15 protein-coding genes are annotated in these 17,607 nt (G+C 52.3%); 12 read left to right on the top strand and 3 right to left on the bottom strand.

The window, feature by feature from the left end; all coding sequences use genetic code 11:
• Positions 1-16: 16 nt before the first annotated feature.
• From ACY0JR_RS15385 to ACY0JR_RS15375, 3 genes are all read right to left on the bottom strand, one after another.
• On the bottom strand, positions 17-1,339 hold the full coding sequence (locus tag ACY0JR_RS15385) for an amidohydrolase (RefSeq protein WP_462635006.1): 1,323 nt from the start codon (positions 1,337-1,339) through the stop codon (positions 17-19).
• Positions 1,340-1,814: 475 nt separating this feature from the next.
• Positions 1,815-3,605, bottom strand: coding sequence for a thiamine pyrophosphate-requiring protein (locus tag ACY0JR_RS15380; RefSeq protein WP_462635005.1), 1,791 nt, complete (start codon positions 3,603-3,605; stop codon positions 1,815-1,817).
• A 326-nt stretch (positions 3,606-3,931) separates the two neighbouring features.
• Positions 3,932-5,248: an amidohydrolase gene (locus tag ACY0JR_RS15375; protein ID WP_462635004.1), complete on the bottom strand. Its 1,317-nt coding sequence runs from the start codon at positions 5,246-5,248 to the stop codon at positions 3,932-3,934.
• A 225-nt stretch (positions 5,249-5,473) separates the two neighbouring features.
• Between ACY0JR_RS15375 and ACY0JR_RS15370 the strand changes: the two genes are divergently transcribed.
• The 12 genes from ACY0JR_RS15370 (at position 5,474) to ACY0JR_RS15315 (ending at position 17,515) form a co-directional block, all read left to right on the top strand.
• The gene (locus tag ACY0JR_RS15370) at positions 5,474-8,437 is read left to right on the top strand and encodes a M1 family metallopeptidase (protein WP_462635003.1); all 2,964 of its coding nucleotides are present in this window, start codon (positions 5,474-5,476) and stop codon (positions 8,435-8,437) included.
• A gap of 129 nt (positions 8,438-8,566) precedes the next feature.
• Positions 8,567-9,172: an inorganic diphosphatase gene (locus ACY0JR_RS15365; RefSeq protein WP_462635002.1), complete on the top strand. Its 606-nt coding sequence runs from the start codon at positions 8,567-8,569 to the stop codon at positions 9,170-9,172.
• 138 nt (positions 9,173-9,310) lie between these two features.
• The gene (pgi, locus tag ACY0JR_RS15360; protein WP_462635001.1) at positions 9,311-10,963 is read left to right on the top strand and encodes a glucose-6-phosphate isomerase; all 1,653 of its coding nucleotides are present in this window, start codon (positions 9,311-9,313) and stop codon (positions 10,961-10,963) included.
• A 110-nt stretch (positions 10,964-11,073) separates the two neighbouring features.
• Positions 11,074-11,862: a hypothetical protein gene (locus ACY0JR_RS15355; RefSeq protein ID WP_462635000.1), complete on the top strand. Its 789-nt coding sequence runs from the start codon at positions 11,074-11,076 to the stop codon at positions 11,860-11,862.
• An 82-nt stretch (positions 11,863-11,944) separates the two neighbouring features.
• The gene (locus ACY0JR_RS15350) at positions 11,945-12,226 is read left to right on the top strand and encodes a type II toxin-antitoxin system RelE/ParE family toxin (protein WP_462634999.1); all 282 of its coding nucleotides are present in this window, start codon (positions 11,945-11,947) and stop codon (positions 12,224-12,226) included.
• Position 12,227: 1 nt separating this feature from the next.
• Positions 12,228-12,527 (top strand): HigA family addiction module antitoxin, encoded by a 300-nt coding sequence (locus ACY0JR_RS15345; protein ID WP_462634998.1) that lies wholly within the window; start codon positions 12,228-12,230, stop codon positions 12,525-12,527.
• A gap of 92 nt (positions 12,528-12,619) precedes the next feature.
• Positions 12,620-13,135: a YdeI/OmpD-associated family protein gene (locus ACY0JR_RS15340; protein WP_462634997.1), complete on the top strand. Its 516-nt coding sequence runs from the start codon at positions 12,620-12,622 to the stop codon at positions 13,133-13,135.
• A 287-nt stretch (positions 13,136-13,422) separates the two neighbouring features.
• Positions 13,423-14,250, top strand: coding sequence for a Cof-type HAD-IIB family hydrolase (locus ACY0JR_RS15335; protein WP_462634996.1), 828 nt, complete (start codon positions 13,423-13,425; stop codon positions 14,248-14,250).
• Between the two features lie 84 nt (positions 14,251-14,334).
• Positions 14,335-15,189, top strand: coding sequence for a pirin family protein (locus ACY0JR_RS15330; protein ID WP_462634995.1), 855 nt, complete (start codon positions 14,335-14,337; stop codon positions 15,187-15,189).
• Positions 15,190-15,390: 201 nt separating this feature from the next.
• Positions 15,391-15,798 carry a 6-pyruvoyl trahydropterin synthase family protein gene (locus tag ACY0JR_RS15325; protein WP_462634994.1) on the top strand — a complete coding sequence of 136 codons (408 nt, stop codon included), beginning with the start codon at positions 15,391-15,393 and terminating at the stop codon, positions 15,796-15,798.
• Positions 15,791-16,456: a GTP cyclohydrolase I FolE gene (folE, locus tag ACY0JR_RS15320; RefSeq protein ID WP_462634993.1), complete on the top strand. Its 666-nt coding sequence runs from the start codon at positions 15,791-15,793 to the stop codon at positions 16,454-16,456. The genes ACY0JR_RS15325 and folE overlap by 8 nt, the downstream gene beginning before the upstream one ends.
• A gap of 144 nt (positions 16,457-16,600) precedes the next feature.
• Positions 16,601-17,515, top strand: coding sequence for a TIGR01777 family oxidoreductase (locus tag ACY0JR_RS15315; RefSeq protein WP_462634992.1), 915 nt, complete (start codon positions 16,601-16,603; stop codon positions 17,513-17,515).
• The last annotated feature ends 92 nt before the right edge of the window (positions 17,516-17,607 follow it).

The following is a 17,607-nucleotide window of genomic DNA, read 5'->3' as shown; positions in this document are numbered from 1 at the left end:
GTAGCTTTGAAACAAGTTATTTCAGGGGATTGTTCAGGTAATCCACGGCCAAGTTAGCCAGGGCACGTACCCCCAGTTTCAAACCGCTTTCCTCAATGTAGAAATCAGGCGTATGGTGCGCTGGCGCTTTGGTAACATCCGCACCTTTAGGCATTCCGCCCAGGAACAGGTACAATCCTGGCACTTTCTGCTGGAAATAGGCAAAGTCCTCGGCAATGGTCACGGGCTTGGTGAGTTTCACCTGGTTCGTGCCGGCCACGCGCTGCAACGAGGGCAGCATGTGCGCAGTCAGAGCCTCGTGGTTATAGGTAACCGGCGTCATCTCCTGGATTGAAACCTCAGCGGTGGCACCCGCGCCTGTGGCGATGCTGGTGGCGGTTTTCTTAAGGCGTTCGTGAATTTGCTGTTGCATAGACACGTCCAACGCCCGGATAGTCCCAATCATTTCCACCTGACTAGGCACGATATTAGCCCGAACCCCACCGTTAATGGCACCTACCGTCAAAACGGCCGCTGCGTTGGTCACATCCACCTGCCGACTCACAATGGTTTGCAGCGCTGTCACAATGTAAGCCGAAGTCACCACCGGGTCCACGCCCATCCAAGGCGTTCCGCCGTGCGACTGCTGCCCTTTCACGGTAATCTTGAAGTTATCTGAACTAGCCATCATGCCCTGTGGCCGATAGGTAATGGTGCCCACCTCCACGTCTGACCTAATGTGTAGCCCGAACATAGCGTCTACTTTAGGGCTTTCCAGCACACCTTCCTGCACCATCAATTTTGCGCCGCCCACCTGACCGGGAGCAGAGCCTTCCTCTGCCGGTTGGAAGACAAACTTCACGGTGCCTTTGAGGTCTTTCTTCATGCCACTGAGCACCTCGGCCACGCCCATGAGCATGGCTACGTGCGCATCATGGCCGCAAGCGTGCATAACGCCCACCTGTTGCCCTTCAAACGTGGTTTTCACCTTAGAGGCGAACGGCAGGTTATGGGTGTTATTTTCTACCACCGGCAGCGCATCCATATCGGCGCGCAAAGCCACCACAGGACCGGGCTGACCGCCTTTGAGAATGCCTACCACGCCGGTTCTGGCCACACCGGTTTTCACTTCCAGGCCCAAGGCTTTGAGGTGCTTCGCAATTTTCTCAGCGGTCTTCACCTCAAAATTGCCCAACTCAGGGTTCTGGTGAAGATCGCGGCGCCACTGTATGACTTTGGGTTCCACCTTATCGGCGAGTTGGTCTATCTGGTTTTGGGGCCCGGTTGGTTGCGCAAAACTGACGAGTGATAGGCCTAGGAAAGAGGTCAGGAGAAATAAAAGTGATTTATGAGAAAGCATTAGGTCTCTTTTGGTTAGCTGCTGATTTCTAGGAATCAGCTTGAAAACACAAAAGTACACCAGCCAATCGGGAAAAGGAATTTTAGCACCAGCGTTGGGTAACTACTTTTGGAAAGAGCATAACCATTAATTTGAGGAATATCGCTGATTATCGCTGGCGCGAGCTTCCGGCTCGTGTCCGCACGCATTTTGGAACCTTCTATTTCCTACTTTTCAGAGTTCAGGTATTCTGTCTGGTTTTACAGGAACTCTCCCCTATTGTCATCATGAAAGGAACTTGGGGGCGAGCTAAAAAGGCGCTGTAGGAACCACACTATCGTTTGCTCTCAAGGTTCTTTCAGGATGACATTTTGGTAAGGTGCGTTCTCAGCAATGCGTGCGGACACGAGCCGGAGGCTCGCGCCAGCGGAGAAACTATCAAACACACCTAACCGTTTCGGGGCTGTTTTCTAGAAATAAGCCCCGAAACGAATCATTAGCCTTCTGATTTCTTCTGGGCTTCGTCTACGGCAGATTTCAATGGTTCCTCCAGGCGCTGTTCGGCGGCGGTGTCTCCTTTTTCAATGGCTTCGGCAATATTCTGGGCAAAGTTAGCGGCAACTTGCGGGGTGATGGGCATGATCTCGGGGTCGGTGAGCGCGTCTACGACTACGGGTCTATCTGCTTTCAAGGCGGCTTCCCAGGCGGCGTCAATCTGGTCTGGACTTTCTATCCGGATGCCAATCAGACCAATGCTCTCGGCGTAGGCGGCGTAGTTGAAATCCGGCAGTTTTTGGGAATCTTCGAACTTGGGATTGCCTTCGTTCATGCGCTGCTCCCAGGTCACGAAGTTGAGGTCGCGGTTGTTGAGCACCAACACAATCAGGCGCGGATCGGCCCATTGGCGGTAGTATTTCTGGACGGTCAATAGTTCCTCGGTGCTGCCCATCTGCATGGCTCCATCGCCTACCAAGGCAAACGCAACCCGATCAGGGAAAGCAAACTTGGCGGCCAAGGCGTACGGCAAGGCGCAGCCCATGGTGGCCAAAGTACCGGAAACCGAGAACTTCATACCCTCTCTTATCTTAAGATATTGGGCGGTCCAACTGGAAGAAGAACCCGAATCGGCGGCTAGGATGCAGTTCTCCGGCAGACGCGGAGACAGCTTTTGGAACACCAAGCGCGGGTTTACGGGATTGGCCGGGTGGCTCGCTTCCTGGGTTAACTGCTTTTCCCAGTTCTGGATGTTCTGCTCGATGGTTTGCCGCCAGGTACGGTCTTCTTTTCGTTGCAGCAGCGGCAAGAGCGCGCGCAGAGTTTCGGAGCTGTCACCGATGAGCGGCACTTCCATGGGATAGCGGATGCTGAGCATGCGGCCGTCCAGGTCAATTTGCACGCCGCGGGCCTGACCTTCTTTGGGCAGGAACTCGGCGTACGGGAAGCTGGAGCCTATCATGAGCAGCGTATCGCAATGGGCCATCATCTGGTGACTGGCCTCCGTCCCGAAGAACCCAATGGCGCCGGTCACAAAGGGTAGATCATCTGGCAGGGCGGCTTTGCCGAGGTAGGCTTTGGCCACGCCGGCTCCTAGTACTTCAGCAACTTCCGTTACTTCCTCGGCGGCATCTTTCGCCCCGGCACCAATCAGAATGGCTACTTTTTGGCCGGCATTCAGTACCTCGGCAGCTTTCAGCAAATCTTCGTCGCGGGGCAGCACCCGCGGTGGCAGGTACCCGATGCCCGAGTGCACAGTTCCGTGTTTGTGCTCCGGTTCTTGGTACTCTAATTCCTGTACATCGCTGGGCAGGATGACGCAGGTAACGGTGCGCTGGTCTTTGGCAATACGGATGGCGCGGTCAATGAGGTGCCGCACCTGGCTGGGCTCGGTGGACATTTGGATGAACTCGCTGGCTACGTCTTTGAAAAGCGCCATGAGATCAACTTCCTGCTGGCTGTGTCCGCCCAAAGCCGTGCGGGCTTTCTGCCCCACCAGCGCCACTACCGGCTGATGGTCCAGTTTGGCATCATACAACCCGTTGAGCAAATGGATAGCCCCCGGTCCCGATGTAGCCAAACAAACGCCCACCTCGCCGGCGAACTTGGCGTGTGCGCAGGCCATAAGCGAGGCCAATTCCTCGTGCCGGACCTGGATGAACTTCACCTTGCCATCGGCCCGGTCCAGGGCACCCATCACCCCATTGATGCCATCGCCGGGATATCCGAACATGCGGTTCACGCCCCATTGATGAAGGCGTTCTACTATAAAATCACTGACCTGCTGTGCCATGCTGTTCCTGTTTTGAGGCTTCTTCTTCGAAAAGAGGCTCTAAACAGGTACGCCCTTAGGTGGAGATGGTTCAGTTACAGAAGGCATGAAGTGGTTTCAGTACACCATTCCTATGTAGGGGCAATCCCTTGTGGTTGCCCATTCGCATTGCTCCGCAGATTTCATTGATTCAACTGAAAGGCGTTCGGTACCGCTAAGAGCAACCACAAGGGATTGCCCCTACATTATTTCAAGGAATTTAAATTACTGGACATAAAAGCGCCCTGTTTAGCAGCCATTTTCTTAAAAACAGCTACTAAACAGGGCACTTCAACCTAAGTATTAGCTTACTTCTTCAACGGATTATTCAGGTAATCCACAGCTAGGTAAGCCAGGGTGCGGACGCCTAGCTTCAGGCCGCTTTCGTCAATCATGAAGTCCGGGGTATGGTGGGCTGGGATTTTGGTGGGGTCCTGGCCTTTGGACATGCCGCCTACGAACACAAACACGCCCGGTACTTTCTGCTGATAGTAGGCAAAGTCCTCGGCGCCGGTCACGGCTTTCGTGAACAGTACATTCTGCTGGCCGGCTACGGTCTGTAAGGTGGGCAGGATGTGCGCGGTCAGGGCTTCATGGTTGTAGGTGATGGGCGTGTTTTTCACGATCTCCACGGTGGCGGTGGCGCCGGAACTAGCGGCAATCATCTCGGCGGTGCGGCGCAGTTTCTCGTGGAGTTGGTCCTGCATTTTGGGGTCCAGGGAGCGGATGGTCCCGATCATCTCCACTTCCTCGGGGATGATGTTGGTTCTTACCCCACCATGGATAGCGCCCACGGTGATCACAGCGGCCTCGTTGGTGAGTTCCATCTGGCGGCTCACAATGGTCTGGATGCCGTTGATGATCTGCGCCGATACCACAATAGGGTCCACGCTCATCCATGGGTACGCGCCGTGCGCCTGGCGGCCTTTCACTTTGATTTTGAAGTTATCGGAGCTAGCCATGGTGCCCTGCGGACGGTATTTGAGGGTACCCACCTCCGTAGCGGAGTTAATGTGCAGTCCGAAAATGGCGTCTACTTTGGGGTTCTCTAACGCACCTTCGGCTACCATGACATCGGCACCGCCTTCCTCACCGGCGGGAGCACCTTCCTCAGCGGGCTGGAAGATGAATTTTATGGTGCCTTTGATGTCTTTCTTGTTTTGGGCCAGGATCTCGGCGGCGCCCATGAGCATGGCCACGTGCGTGTCATGGCCGCAGGCGTGCATTACACCTACCTCCTGGTTATTGAAAGTAGTACGCACTTTAGAGGCGAAGGGCAGGCTGTTGCGCTCGGTCACGGGCAAGGCGTCCATATCGGCGCGGAGGGCTACCACGGGGCCGGGCTGACCACCTTTGAGGATACCAATCACGCCGGTTTTGGCTATGCCGGTTTTCACCTCCAGCCCCAGGCTTTTGAGGTGTTTGGCAATCTTCTCGGCGGTTTTTACTTCGCGGTTGCTGAGCTCAGGGTTCTGATGGAAATCGCGGCGCCATTGGATGACTTTGGGCTCCAGTTTATTCGCGAGCTGGTCAATCTGGGCATGCAGGTTAGCGGTTTGGGCCTGCGTCATTTGCGCAAGAGCCACCAGCGACAACGCCGCAGCCCATTTCTTGTATGCGTTCATGTTGGGTAGAGGTAAATTCAATACTAAAGAAGATTGAGATAAGGGTATCTAGAGAGAAGCTTCCGTTTCAGGCTTGTTTTCAAAAAATCAGCCTATAAACATCTAAAATAAGGGGTTGCGCCGGCAAAACATAATATATGGGGCAAGTTTGTAGAAGCTTAGTCTACAGAATCCGGCAATATTCCCTAAATATCGTACTTTTCAGGCAAACCCCTGATTTTGCCCATGCGCTACCGCTACCGCTACCGCCTTCTTCTCTCCTGTTTGTTTCTGCTGCCTATCCTTGCCCTCGCCCAGAAGCCTTACTGGCAACAGGAGGTGAACTATACCATTGACGTGACGCTGGATGATGAACAGCACACGCTTACCGCCTCTGAGCAGATTGAATACGTGAACCACTCGCCGGAGACCCTCACGTTCCTGTACTTCCACCTGTGGCCCAACGCCTACCAGGACCGTAAAACCGCTTTCGCGCGGCAGCAATTGTTGAATGACGAGGACGAATTTCACTTCGCCAGAAAAGAAAGCCGCGGCTCCATTTCGGGGCTGGATTTCAAAATAGATGGTCAAAACGTGCACTGGGAGTTGGATGCAAAGAAACCAGACATCGCGAAGCTGACACTGAACCAGCCGCTAGCGCCGGGTGGCCGCATCACCATCAGTACACCGTTTCAGGTGAAATTGCCTGATTCTTTTTCAAGGTTGGGGCATGTGGGGCAATCGTACCAGGTCTCGCAGTGGTACCCCAAACCGGCGGTGTTTGATCAGAAGGGTTGGCACCCGATGCCGTATTTGGACCAGGGCGAGTTTTACTCGGAGTTCGGGTCGTTTGACGTGCGTATCACGCTGCCGGCCAACTATACTGTGGGCGCGACCGGTGAACTGCAGAACCCCAAGGAACGCGCGCGTATGGACAGCCTGGCGCAGGTGACAGCCGCCAAAAAGGAATTTAGAGAAGAAGATCTGGACTTCCCGCCCTCGGCAAATCAGACTAAAACGTTGCATTACCGGCAAGACCGCATCCATGACTTCGCGTGGTTCGCGGATAAACGGTTCAACGTGCTGAAAAGCCAGGTGACGCTGCCGTACTCTAAACGCAACGTGACCACGTGGCTGCTGTTTACCAACCGCGAGGCAAATCAATGGCTCAAAAGGGCGCACGAGATAGACGATGCGGTGTATTCCTACTCCCTTTGGCTGGGCGATTACCCGTATTCCCAAGCCACGGCGGTAGATGCAGCTTTGAGCGCCGGCGCCGGCATGGAGTACCCCATGGTCACCGTTACCGAGCCCGAGGCCATTATCCACGAGGTGGGCCACAATTGGTTTTACGGTATCCTGGGCAGCAACGAGCGCGAACACCCCTGGCTGGACGAGGGCATCAACTCGTACTATGAATTCCGGACCAAGGCGCTGCGAAACAAATATGCGGGCATGGTTTCCAGCGAGGTGAACACCAATGCCTTCGGGAAGTTCTTTGGGGTAAATGATTTGCCCCCGGCCGCCATTGACAACCCGGCTTATTTATCGGCGGCGAGCCGAGGTTTGGACCAGCCCATTACTGCACCCGCCATACAGTTCAGAACGCTTAACTACGGCACCGGCGTTTACCTGAAGATGGCCCAACTGTTCCAATACCTGGAGAAGTACCTGGGCACCGCCCGTTTTGACAGCGCCATGCAGGCGTATTACCAGCAATGGCAGTTCCGGCACCCGGCGCCCGAGGAATTACAGGCCATTTTGGAGAAATCCACGGGAGAGCCGTTGGGGTGGTTTTTCCAGGAACTGCTGCCGTCCACCACTATTCCAGATGCGCATGTAGCGCATGTTTCTACCTCCGGCAGCACCACGCAGGTGACCGTCCAGCAACAAGGCAAGCTGGCCTTGCCAGTACAAGTTGCCGCCTTGGATGCCGAGGGCAAGGTGTTGGAATCGCGCTGGACCAAACCCGGTGACCGGAAGCAAACCGTCACGTTTCAGGCCCAACAGATTGACCGCGTGGTGCTGGACCCCGAGTATGTTTTCCCGGAGCTGGACCGCCGCGACAACCAATACCGTTTAGGACGCTTTTTCCCAAAAACAGAGCCAATTCGGTTGCAACCGCTTTTGGGCGTAGAACGGATAGATCTGCAGCAGCTTTTCGTGGCGCCTTCTCTCGGTTACAACACCTTTGACGGACTTCAGGCCGGGGCCGCGTTTTATAATTCCTTCCTGACGGAGCACAAACTCAACTACGTGGTATTGCCCATGTACGCGTTCAAAAGCGGTCGGCTCACGGGTCTAGCCGATGTGAAGTTTAAAATCCCAATGCAAGGTTTTCTGCGGAAGGTAGAGTTGGGTGTGCTGGGGCAGCGGTTTGCCAATTTCCATACCGTCACACCTAGCCTAACTTTCCATAATCGGCTTACAAGCCCAAGCACGTACAGACAGCAATTGACATTGGCTTGGCATTTTGTGCAGGATGATTTTCTCCCCGATTTTCAGGCACCCCGGCTGGCGTATCAGTTAACCGCCCAAAACGCCATCAGTGGCACCCGCTTTGATATTGAGGTAACCCAGTTTCGGTACGAAGCAGACGGTTTGGTGGGTGGCATTGATCCTAATGGCGGAACCCTGGGCACCGGATTGCCCGCGGGCCGCTTCTCTCCTACTCGCTTCAGGGTAAGCCTGGAGAACTGGCACAACTACCAACCTGACAAAGAAATAAGACTCCGTGGGTTTGTAGGTCTGATCTCCGGAAATCAAAGAGGCGAGTTTGCGTTAGGCTTGGCAGGTAGCCCCGATTACCTGAAGCAAACCCCGTTCTTTAACCGAAGAGAGATGTACACTTCGGCCGAAGGCCTGACCTCCATTCGGCAGACAGACCGGCAGGACGGCGGGTTCCGCAATCCGGTGCCGGTGGTAAGCCGGGAGTGGATGGCCGCCCTCAACCTCACTGCCGATTTGCCCGTGACACCCTTTGCCGTGTACCTGGACTTGGGCCGCGTGCAGGAACTGAATAAAACATTTTACGGCACCGGGCTGCAATGGAGTTTCTTCCGGGATGCGGTCCAAATTTACTTCCCAGTGGCGGGCAGTAATTATGCCTCTGACTTACCGAAGAGCTTCAAAGACTTTAGAAACAACATCCGGTATTCGCTGAATCTACAGAAATTGAACCCGTTCAGGTTGCTGGATGAGTTACAATAGATTGAGAGATTGGGAGATTGAATGATGGAGAAAATAGATTAAAAAACCGATAATGGTTTTAGCTGAAAGAATCCCATTTTTAACTTATCTTACAGAAAACAAGCTCCAAACACTACCCAACCCTTGCCCATGCGCTCTGTTCCTACCTTGAACTGGCAGCTCCCGTTGCTGCTCCTGGCCTTCTTCTGCCTCAGCTGTAAACCCAATTACCTGGAAGTACCCGCCATTTCTGAGACCAAGCACTGGCAAGCTGTGGTGGAAACTCCCTCTGGGTCTACCATGCCTCAAGTTTACAATGCGCAGGAGAAAAAGTTTGTACCGGAATTGGAGGCCGGGCAGCCCCGCAAGCTGGAGTTCTTGCCCTATCCGGGGAACGAGGGATTTATTCCGTCTACCTTGGTAGATTCGGTGACCGGAAGGCCCGCGGCGCCGTTGCCGGTATTGGTGCTCTGCAACCAGAAAGAGCCGGGCACGGTGCTGGAGATTCTACCCGTGGGCGTGCTCATTCTGGAGACCGGCGGCGAACTGCGGCACATTGTGATTAGTGTGCCGGCCAAACCCAGCGAACAAACCATTTCGCCCAATTCTTACAGCGACTTCAAGGCCCGCTACCCGGCGGTGAAAAGCATTCTGGAACAATGGTACCTGAACGTGAATCCGCGGCAACCCACCCGTCTATCGGCGTGGAAAGATGAGGCGTTCGCCGATCAGCTGATTCAGAAATGGGTGAAGTAAGCTGGAGTTTTAGCGCTGTTTGCTGAAAATTGGCCTAAAAACGGCTGCTCCTTCCCTTCTCGGTTTAGAAACTCTTTTTCCTAAAGTCGCCACAATTCCTAACTTCGCTCATCTTAGAACCGAAACCAAAATAGACGCATGTTTCCATCCATAAACCCCACCACCACCCAAGCCTGGGCCAACCTGACGCAGCATTACGCGCAAATTAAAGACAATCATCTGAAGTATGCCTTCGTGCAGGATCCACAGCGGTTTGAGAAATTCAGCGTTGCATTTGAGAACATTCTGCTGGATTACTCCAAAAACAGAATCACCTCAGAAACGCAGCAGTTGTTGGTTTCGCTGGCGGAAGAATGTGGACTGAAAGAAGCTATTAAGGCCATGTTCTCCGGTGAGGAAATCAACTTCACCGAGAGCCGCTCGGTGTTGCATGTGGCTCTTCGGAACCAATCTAACACCCCGGTGCTGGTAGACGGAAAAGATGTGATGCCCGAGGTGAACCGCGTACTGGCGCAGGTGGAGAAATTCTCCAACGAAGTGATCAGCGGTGCCTGGAAAGGCTACACCGGAAAAGCCATTGACACCATTGTGAACATAGGGATTGGTGGTTCTGACTTAGGACCCGTAATGGTGACCGAGGCTTTGAAACCGTACCAGAAACCCAACATCACCACGTACTTTGTTTCTAACGTAGACGCGACGCACATTGCCGAGACGCTGAAAAAGATCAACCCGGAGACCACGCTTTTCATGATCGCGTCCAAGACGTTCACCACGCAGGAGACCATGACCAACGCCCATAGCGCGCGCAGCTGGTTTCTGGAGCACGCTCAGGACGAGGAGCACATCAAGAAGCATTTCGTGGCGCTGTCTACCAACGCTTCGGCCGTGGCCGAGTTCGGGATTGACACGCAGAACATGTTTGAATTCTGGGATTGGGTAGGCGGACGTTATTCTTTGTGGTCGGCGATTGGTTTGTCCATTGCCTGCACCGTGGGTTACGAGAACTTCCGGGAGTTGCTGGCCGGTGCCCACGCCATGGATACGCACTTCCGCGAGACGCCTTTTGAGCAGAACCTGCCGGTGATTCTGGCCTTGCTGGGCATCTGGTACAACAACTTCTTTGACGCGCAATCGCACGCGCTGTTGCCCTATGACCAGTACATGCACCGTTTCGCGGCGTATTTCCAGCAGGGCGACATGGAAAGCAACGGCAAGTACGTAGATCGCAACGGCGAAAAAGTCAACTACCAGACCGGCCCTATTATCTGGGGCGAGCCCGGCACCAACGGACAGCACGCGTTCTATCAGCTCATCCACCAAGGCACCAAACTCATCCCCTGCGATTTCCTGGCCCCCGCCATCAGCCACAACCCGCTAGGCGACCATCACCCCAAACTCATGGCCAATTTCTTCGCGCAGACCGAGGCCCTGATGAACGGCAAAACCGAGGCTGAAGTGGTAGAAGAAATGCAGAAATCTGGTGCCTCTGAGGAGGAAATCAACAGCCTGAAAGCGTTCAAAGTCTTTGAAGGAAACCGCCCCACCAATTCCATCCTGTTCAAGCAACTAGATCCCAGAACGTTGGGCAGCCTCATTGCCATGTACGAGCACAAAATCTTCGTGCAAGGCGTCATCTGGAACGTCTACAGCTTTGACCAATGGGGCGTGGAATTAGGCAAGCAACTGGCTAAGAAGATTCTGCCAGAATTAACTTCTGAGGAAGAAGTAACCTCGCATGACTCTTCTACTAATGGGCTGATTAAGCAGTTTAAGGCGTTTAGAAAGTAGACGTTACAATTTGTAAAGTCTTCTTAAATTCATTCCGGTTATCTATTCTAAAGAATGGGTAATTGGAATGAATTTCTCTTTATACCTTAGTCGGGTACAATTACTAAATAATGAAATCTAAGATTTTTATAACCTTATTCTCATTATGCCTTTCCCTCTTGGCTAAAGGGCAGAACATCTATTCAGCTTTACACCATAATGAGAAGGAAGAAATAAAGCGTAAAGTTGCAATTCAAATCATAGAAGAAAACACTTTTTTTAACTCTAGCGGGAAGGAAATTAATAAGAACATCAAGAAGTTGAATGAGTACAATCTTGTAGTAGTGGAAGAGAGATATGGTGAAGACGGTAAAATCAAGGCCAGACTAACCTATGAATATGACTCCACTGGACTCAGGAGTCTCTGGAGGAAGTTTGAGAGATGGAATAACGGAAGATACTCTGTTGAAACAGCCTTCCATGAGTATGACGACAGAGGACATCTCACAAAAACAACCGATAAGAATTCACAGGGAAATATTATCCAACAAACCTTATTGGTGAATAACGAAAAGGGACACCCCATAGAGCTCCAGATGCTCGACGGGAAAGGCAACAGCTTCGGCTTTGAGTATGCAAAGTATGATTACGACCAGAACAAGGCTTACACAGAAGTAAGAACAAACAGTGGCAGTACTTTATCAAGCGATACGCTAACTATTAAATTCAACAAGCAGGAGATACAAGAGGCGGGAGATGAATACAATGAGCGGGGAGACTTAATCAGAACCAAGGATTCTGTCAGAGAATACATCTATGACGAGTTTGGGAACTGGACCTTGCTCAAGATGTACAAGATAGAAAAAGGAAGGAAAAAGAGCGACAGAGTTTTTAAAAGAAAAATAAAGTACAAAGAATAACGGCGCCCAACAAACTTCCTTTTAGAAAATGAATCACCAAACAGATTACTTACTTTTGACGTTACTATCGTGAGACAGAAGCATGATCATTTCCTTTGGCTCAAAAGACACTGAGAAGATTTGGAACGGTGAAAGAGTCGCGGGGCTTCCAATGGAGATTCAGACCATTGGTAGGCGGAAACTAAGGATGCTGAATAACTCGCAGAACATAGCAGACTTACGGATTCCTCCCTCCAATCGATTAGAAAAGCTATCTGGGAATTTGAAAGAATTCTATAGCATCCGAATAAATGACCAATGGCGAATCATCTTCCAGTGGAACAACGGACAAGCCGCAGAAGTAGAAATAGTTGACTATCATTAATATGGAAAAGCTACCCAATATACACCCAGGTGAAATACTGCAGGAAGAATTTCTGGCACCTCTCAACATTACCGCTTACCGGCTTGCCAAAGACATCAATATTCCCCAAACCAGAGTATCCGAAATACTGAAAGGGAACAGAAGAATCACGGCAGATACTGCGCTCAGGCTAAGTTACTACTTCGGGAACTCTCCTAAGTTTTGGCTCGGGCTACAGGATGACTATGACTTGGAAGTAGAAAAAACGAGCAAGCAGCTAGAGCTGGAGAATATAAGAAGGTTTGAGAATAACGCCGCTTAGCTTTTTATGAACGCCAACCTCTGTTGACAACCTCTCCAACGTTTATAGCCTATTAGTTTCAAAATTGACTCCCTTCTCTCATCACCTTCCCCATGAATCCCATCCACTTCACCACGCACATCGGCAAGCTTGAATACCTCATGGGCACGCATTACCTGGAGATTCCGGCGGAGGTGGTGCAGCAACTAGGCGGCAAGTTCAACGTGCGGTTGCTGGTGACGGTGAATAACGCGCTCACCTACCAGGGCGGCATTGTGGCGCTGGGCCAGGGCCGAGGGTACATCACGCTCACCAAACAACGCCTGAAGCAACTAGGCCTGAAAGAAGGCAGTTCCGTCTCGGTTACACTGGTGAAAGATGAAAGCCAATACGGCACCCCCGTGCCCGAAGAACTCACCGAACTGTTCTTGCAAGACGATGCAGGGAAGGCCCGTTTTGACCAACTGAAGCCCGGCATGCAGCGCTACATCATCCAGCACGTAGGGGCGGTGAAAAGCTCCCAACTCCGCATAGACCGATCCATCACCCTCATTGAAAACCTGAAACGCCTCAAACCCGGCAAGGAAACCTTTCGGGAAATTCTGGGCATGGAGAAGCGGGAAGCGTAACAGAAAGTCCTGAGCTCTATTGTTAGTCCTGAGTTCTGGGTCTTGAGTCATGAGTTGATGTGGAATTTGGAAGGTGTTTAGGGGCCATTTTCTGAAAAACAGGTTTTAAACGCTCTGGCTTCACTCCTATCTCTTTTAAAGAGGGAACATCGACAATCCAGGCGAATAGCTTTCCTGTTTTGGCACCGTTTTTCAGAAACGGCCCCAAAACCTTGCAACTTCTTTCCTCCAAAAATCCCTTCGGCCCGTACCTTTACCCGGAATAAACCTTCGCATTTGAATACTCTATGACCATTCGCGCTATTTGCTCTGATGTTGACGGCACCTTGCTCAACAAAGACCGGGAGCTTTCCCAGAGAACCATTGACACCATTCAACGCCTGGATAAAAACCTGCCGGTGATTCTGGCCTCGGCCCGTATGCCCAGTGCCGTGCGGCATTTGCAGGAACAGTTGGGCATTCTGCACCATCCCATGATCTGTTTCAACGGCGGCTACGTGCTGCTGTATGAGGACTCCACCCAGGAACCTCAGGTGCTGGACACCGTGCAGATACCGGCCTCGGTGTGCCTGGAAATTGCCCAACTGGCCCAAGGCACCAGCATCAACGTGAGTTTGTACCAGGACGATGTCTGGCACGCGCCGCAGCTCGACCAATGGACCGAGCGCGAAATCAAGCACACAAAGGTGAACCCCACCATTTCTGCCACGCAGGAAGTGCTGCAACAGTGGCAGGCCGCTTCTACCGGGGCGCACAAGGTCATGTGCATGGGCGCTGCTGAAGAAATTCAAACGCTGTGGGAAGCCTTGCACCCGAGGTTCGGGGAGCAGTTGCACATCTATCGGTCCAATGACCGTTACCTGGAACTCGCCCCTAAAACCATTTCCAAAGCGACTGCTTTAGCGCTGCTTTTGCAAAAACACTATGATTTCGGAATGGAGTCAGTGATGGCCTTTGGCGATAATTACAACGATGTGGAGATGTTAGGGGCGGTAGGCTTGGGCATTGCCGTAGGAAACGCCCGAAACGAGGCGAAGGCTGCGGCCAAGGAAGTAACCGCGCCCAGCATTGAAGACGGTGTGGCCATCGCCATTGAAAAGCACTGCTTATCCTAACCGAGCTGCTTTCCTGAAAGTAAGTGGGCTAAGCGGCATATTCAGAGTGGTTTTCGTATATAGCAACATATTCAATGTACCCACATGAGAAGCATCAAGAAAATCCATAAAGCCGAGTACTCGCCCATCGCAGACTTGGTTACCTATTCGCCGCTGCCCTCGCGCAACCTGCAACAAATTGACCCGTTTCTGTTTTTGAACCACCACGGACACCAGGTGTACAAACCTAATAACCGTGGTTTGCCGTTCGGGCCGCATCCGCACCGGGGCATGGAAACTGTGACCTTCATTCTGGAAGGCGATATCATGCACAAAGACTCCGGCGGACATGAAAGCGTGATTACCGCAGGCGGCGTGCAGTGGATGACGGCAGGCCGAGGCCTGATTCATGCCGAGGTTTCGTCTTCGGAATTCAAGAAAACTGGTGGCCCATTAGAGATTCTACAGCTCTGGGTGAACCTGCCGGCTAAGCACAAAATGACCGAGCCGCGCTATGAAGGTCTGCAAAAGGAAAGCATTCCCAGCTTCACCTTAGACGAAGGCAAGGTAACCGTCAACCTGGTCTCCGGCACCTGGGACGGCCACAAAGGCGCCTTTGAAACGTTGTCTGACATCGTGCTCAGCACCGTGTATTTTCAGCCAGGCGGAAAACTGGACGTACAGGTACCCGCCGAGCGGAACATCTTCTTCTACCTCATCAAAGGAACGGTGACGGTAAACGGGCAGGAAGTACCGTTCCGGAATCTGGTGGAGTTCAACAATGACGCAGCAGAAGTAACGGTAGAAGCGGCTGAAGACAGCATTCTATTGTTCGGGCACGCGGTGCCGTTCAACGAACCGGTAGTGGCGCAAGGTCCCTTCGTGATGAACACCCAAGCCGAAATCCACCAGGCGTACGCCGATTACCAGCAAGGTAAATTCGGATCCTGGAACCACTAATTCAGCCTTCATTCTTCCATCCTGCTTTAGGTCTGTTTTTCAGAAAACGGCCTTAAGGCGGGATTTTTCTTGTTGCAGGAATCCTGATGCAGGCCGTGAGACAAGCCCAAAACCTACTGCTACGGCCAATTTATACAAGACACGTATAGTAGAAAAACGACGTATGAAAACTAAATTGCCCCTACTCCTGTTTTCAGCCTTATGAATGTAACCGTCTGCCGAAAAGAACACTTCAACGCTGCCCATCGGCTCCATAACCCTAACTGGACTGAGGAGCAGAACCAAAACGTCTTCGGGCTGTGCAATAATCCTAACTACCATGGCCATAACTATACCCTCATTGTGAAGCTCACAGGCCCCGTTGACGAGGATACCGGTTACGTCTATGACATGAAAAAGCTGAGTCTTCTGATAAAAGCAGAAATTTTAGATAAATTTGACCACAAAAACCTGAATTTGGACACCGAGGAGTTTCAACACCTGAACCCCACCGCTGAGAATATAGCCGTTGTGACCTGGCAGCGCTTACGCCCTCACCTTCCAGAGAACCTTGCGTTGTCCCTCACTTTATTTGAAACCGAACGAAACTTTGTTGAATACCATGGATAGAAGGGATTGGAACGAGGAAAATCCCGAAGAAGAGCACGTGGCTGGTTCTTTAGACACGCCCCTGCGCGCAGACGCGTTTGACCTCACAGATGAGCAAAAGATAGAGGGTATTGCCCACCATTTCAAGGAAATCATGCAGCTTCTGGGTCTTGACCTGGAAGATGATAGCCTCAAGGGCACGCCGCGCCGCGTAGCCAAAATGTACGTGAAAGAGATCTTTGACGGCCTCAACCCAGAGAACAGGCCCACGGCCCGTCTATTTGAGAATAAGTATGGCTACCGCCAGATGCTGGTAGAGCGTGACATCACCCTGTACTCTAGCTGTGAGCACCATTTTGTGCCCATTATTGGCAAAGCGCACGTGGCCTACATCCCTAACGAGCATGTGATTGGCCTTTCTAAACTCAACCGCATTGTGCAGTACTACGGCCGCCGGCCGCAGGTGCAGGAGCGCCTTACCCGCCAGATTGCCCAGGAACTGCGCGACGTGCTCCAGTCTGAGAACGTGGCCGTGCTCATTGAAGCCGACCACCTCTGCGTGATGAGCCGCGGCGTGAATGACGTGAGCAGCAGCACCATCACTTCTGAATACTCAGGTTTGTTTGAGCAGGACGCGTACCGGCTGGAGTTCTTGCAGGCCATCAGGCATCACAAATAAAGATCTACGGCACTATCCCTAAGTTGAATTTTTCGATCAAAGGCTATGTTCCCAATTTCGCTACGCTTGTGAAGCATAGCAGCCCTACCCATTTCGGCGGAACACCGTATATTTGGTTCGGGCGTAGACCGTAGATAACGCAAAATGTCAGATAAGATATTAATTGCCGGGGGCACCGGTTTATTAGGAACACGCCTGTCAGAGATGCTGATTGACAGCGGCTATGAAGTGGCTCACCTAAGCCGAACCCCCAATAAGTATGCGCGCTATAAAACCTTTAAGTGGGATGTAGCCAAAGGCTTCATTGATGAAAACGCCATTCGGCACGCCGATTACATCATTAACCTGGCGGGCAACAGCGTTTCCGGCGAGAAATGGTCGGCGGCCCGCAAGAAGGAAATCCTGAACAGCCGCATTCAAACTACCAACCTGCTTTGCCAGTACCTGGAGAAGGTTCCTAACCGCGTCAAAGGCTTCATCGGCTCTTCGGCGGTGGGCATTTACGGCAACTCCGGCGACCGGCTCATGATGGAGGAAAGCACCTACGGGTCAGATTTCCTGGCCGAGGTCTGCAAACAGTGGGAACACGCCTCCTGGCAAATCCATACCCTGGGCATCAGAACCGTCATTTTCAGGATTGGGATTGTCTTGAGCAACAAAGGCGGGGCGCTGCCGCAGATTGCCAAGCCCATCAAAATGATGGCGGGTTCACCGCTGGGTTCTGGTAAGCAATACATGTCCTGGATTCACATTGATGATCTGTGCCGCCTGTACATCAAAGCCATTGAAGACCGGCAGATGCAGGGCGTTTACAATGCGGTTTCGCCAAATCCGGCCACAAACGAAGAACTCACCCGTACGCTGGCCAAAGTGATGCACAAGCCACTGGTGTTTCCCAACGTACCGGCCTTCGGCTTGAAGTTGATGCTGGGCGAAATGAGCGAGATTGTACTAAACAGCGCCCGCGTAAGTGCCACCAAAGTGCTGCAAACCGGCTTCACCTTTGAATACAGCCACGTGCAGGAAGCCCTGGAATCTCTTTACGACAAGAATAGTTAATGGCTTTAAACCACTTTATCAACAAAAGCAGCGGCCCGCTTTCCTTTCATGGAAGCGGGCCGCTGCTTTTCCCATGCCATTGTTGGTGTTAT

The organism is Rufibacter sp. JT3400010 (assembly GCF_054956755.1).
The sequence above is the reverse complement of the archived record's forward strand: the minus strand, read 5'-3'. Positions and strand labels throughout refer to the sequence as shown.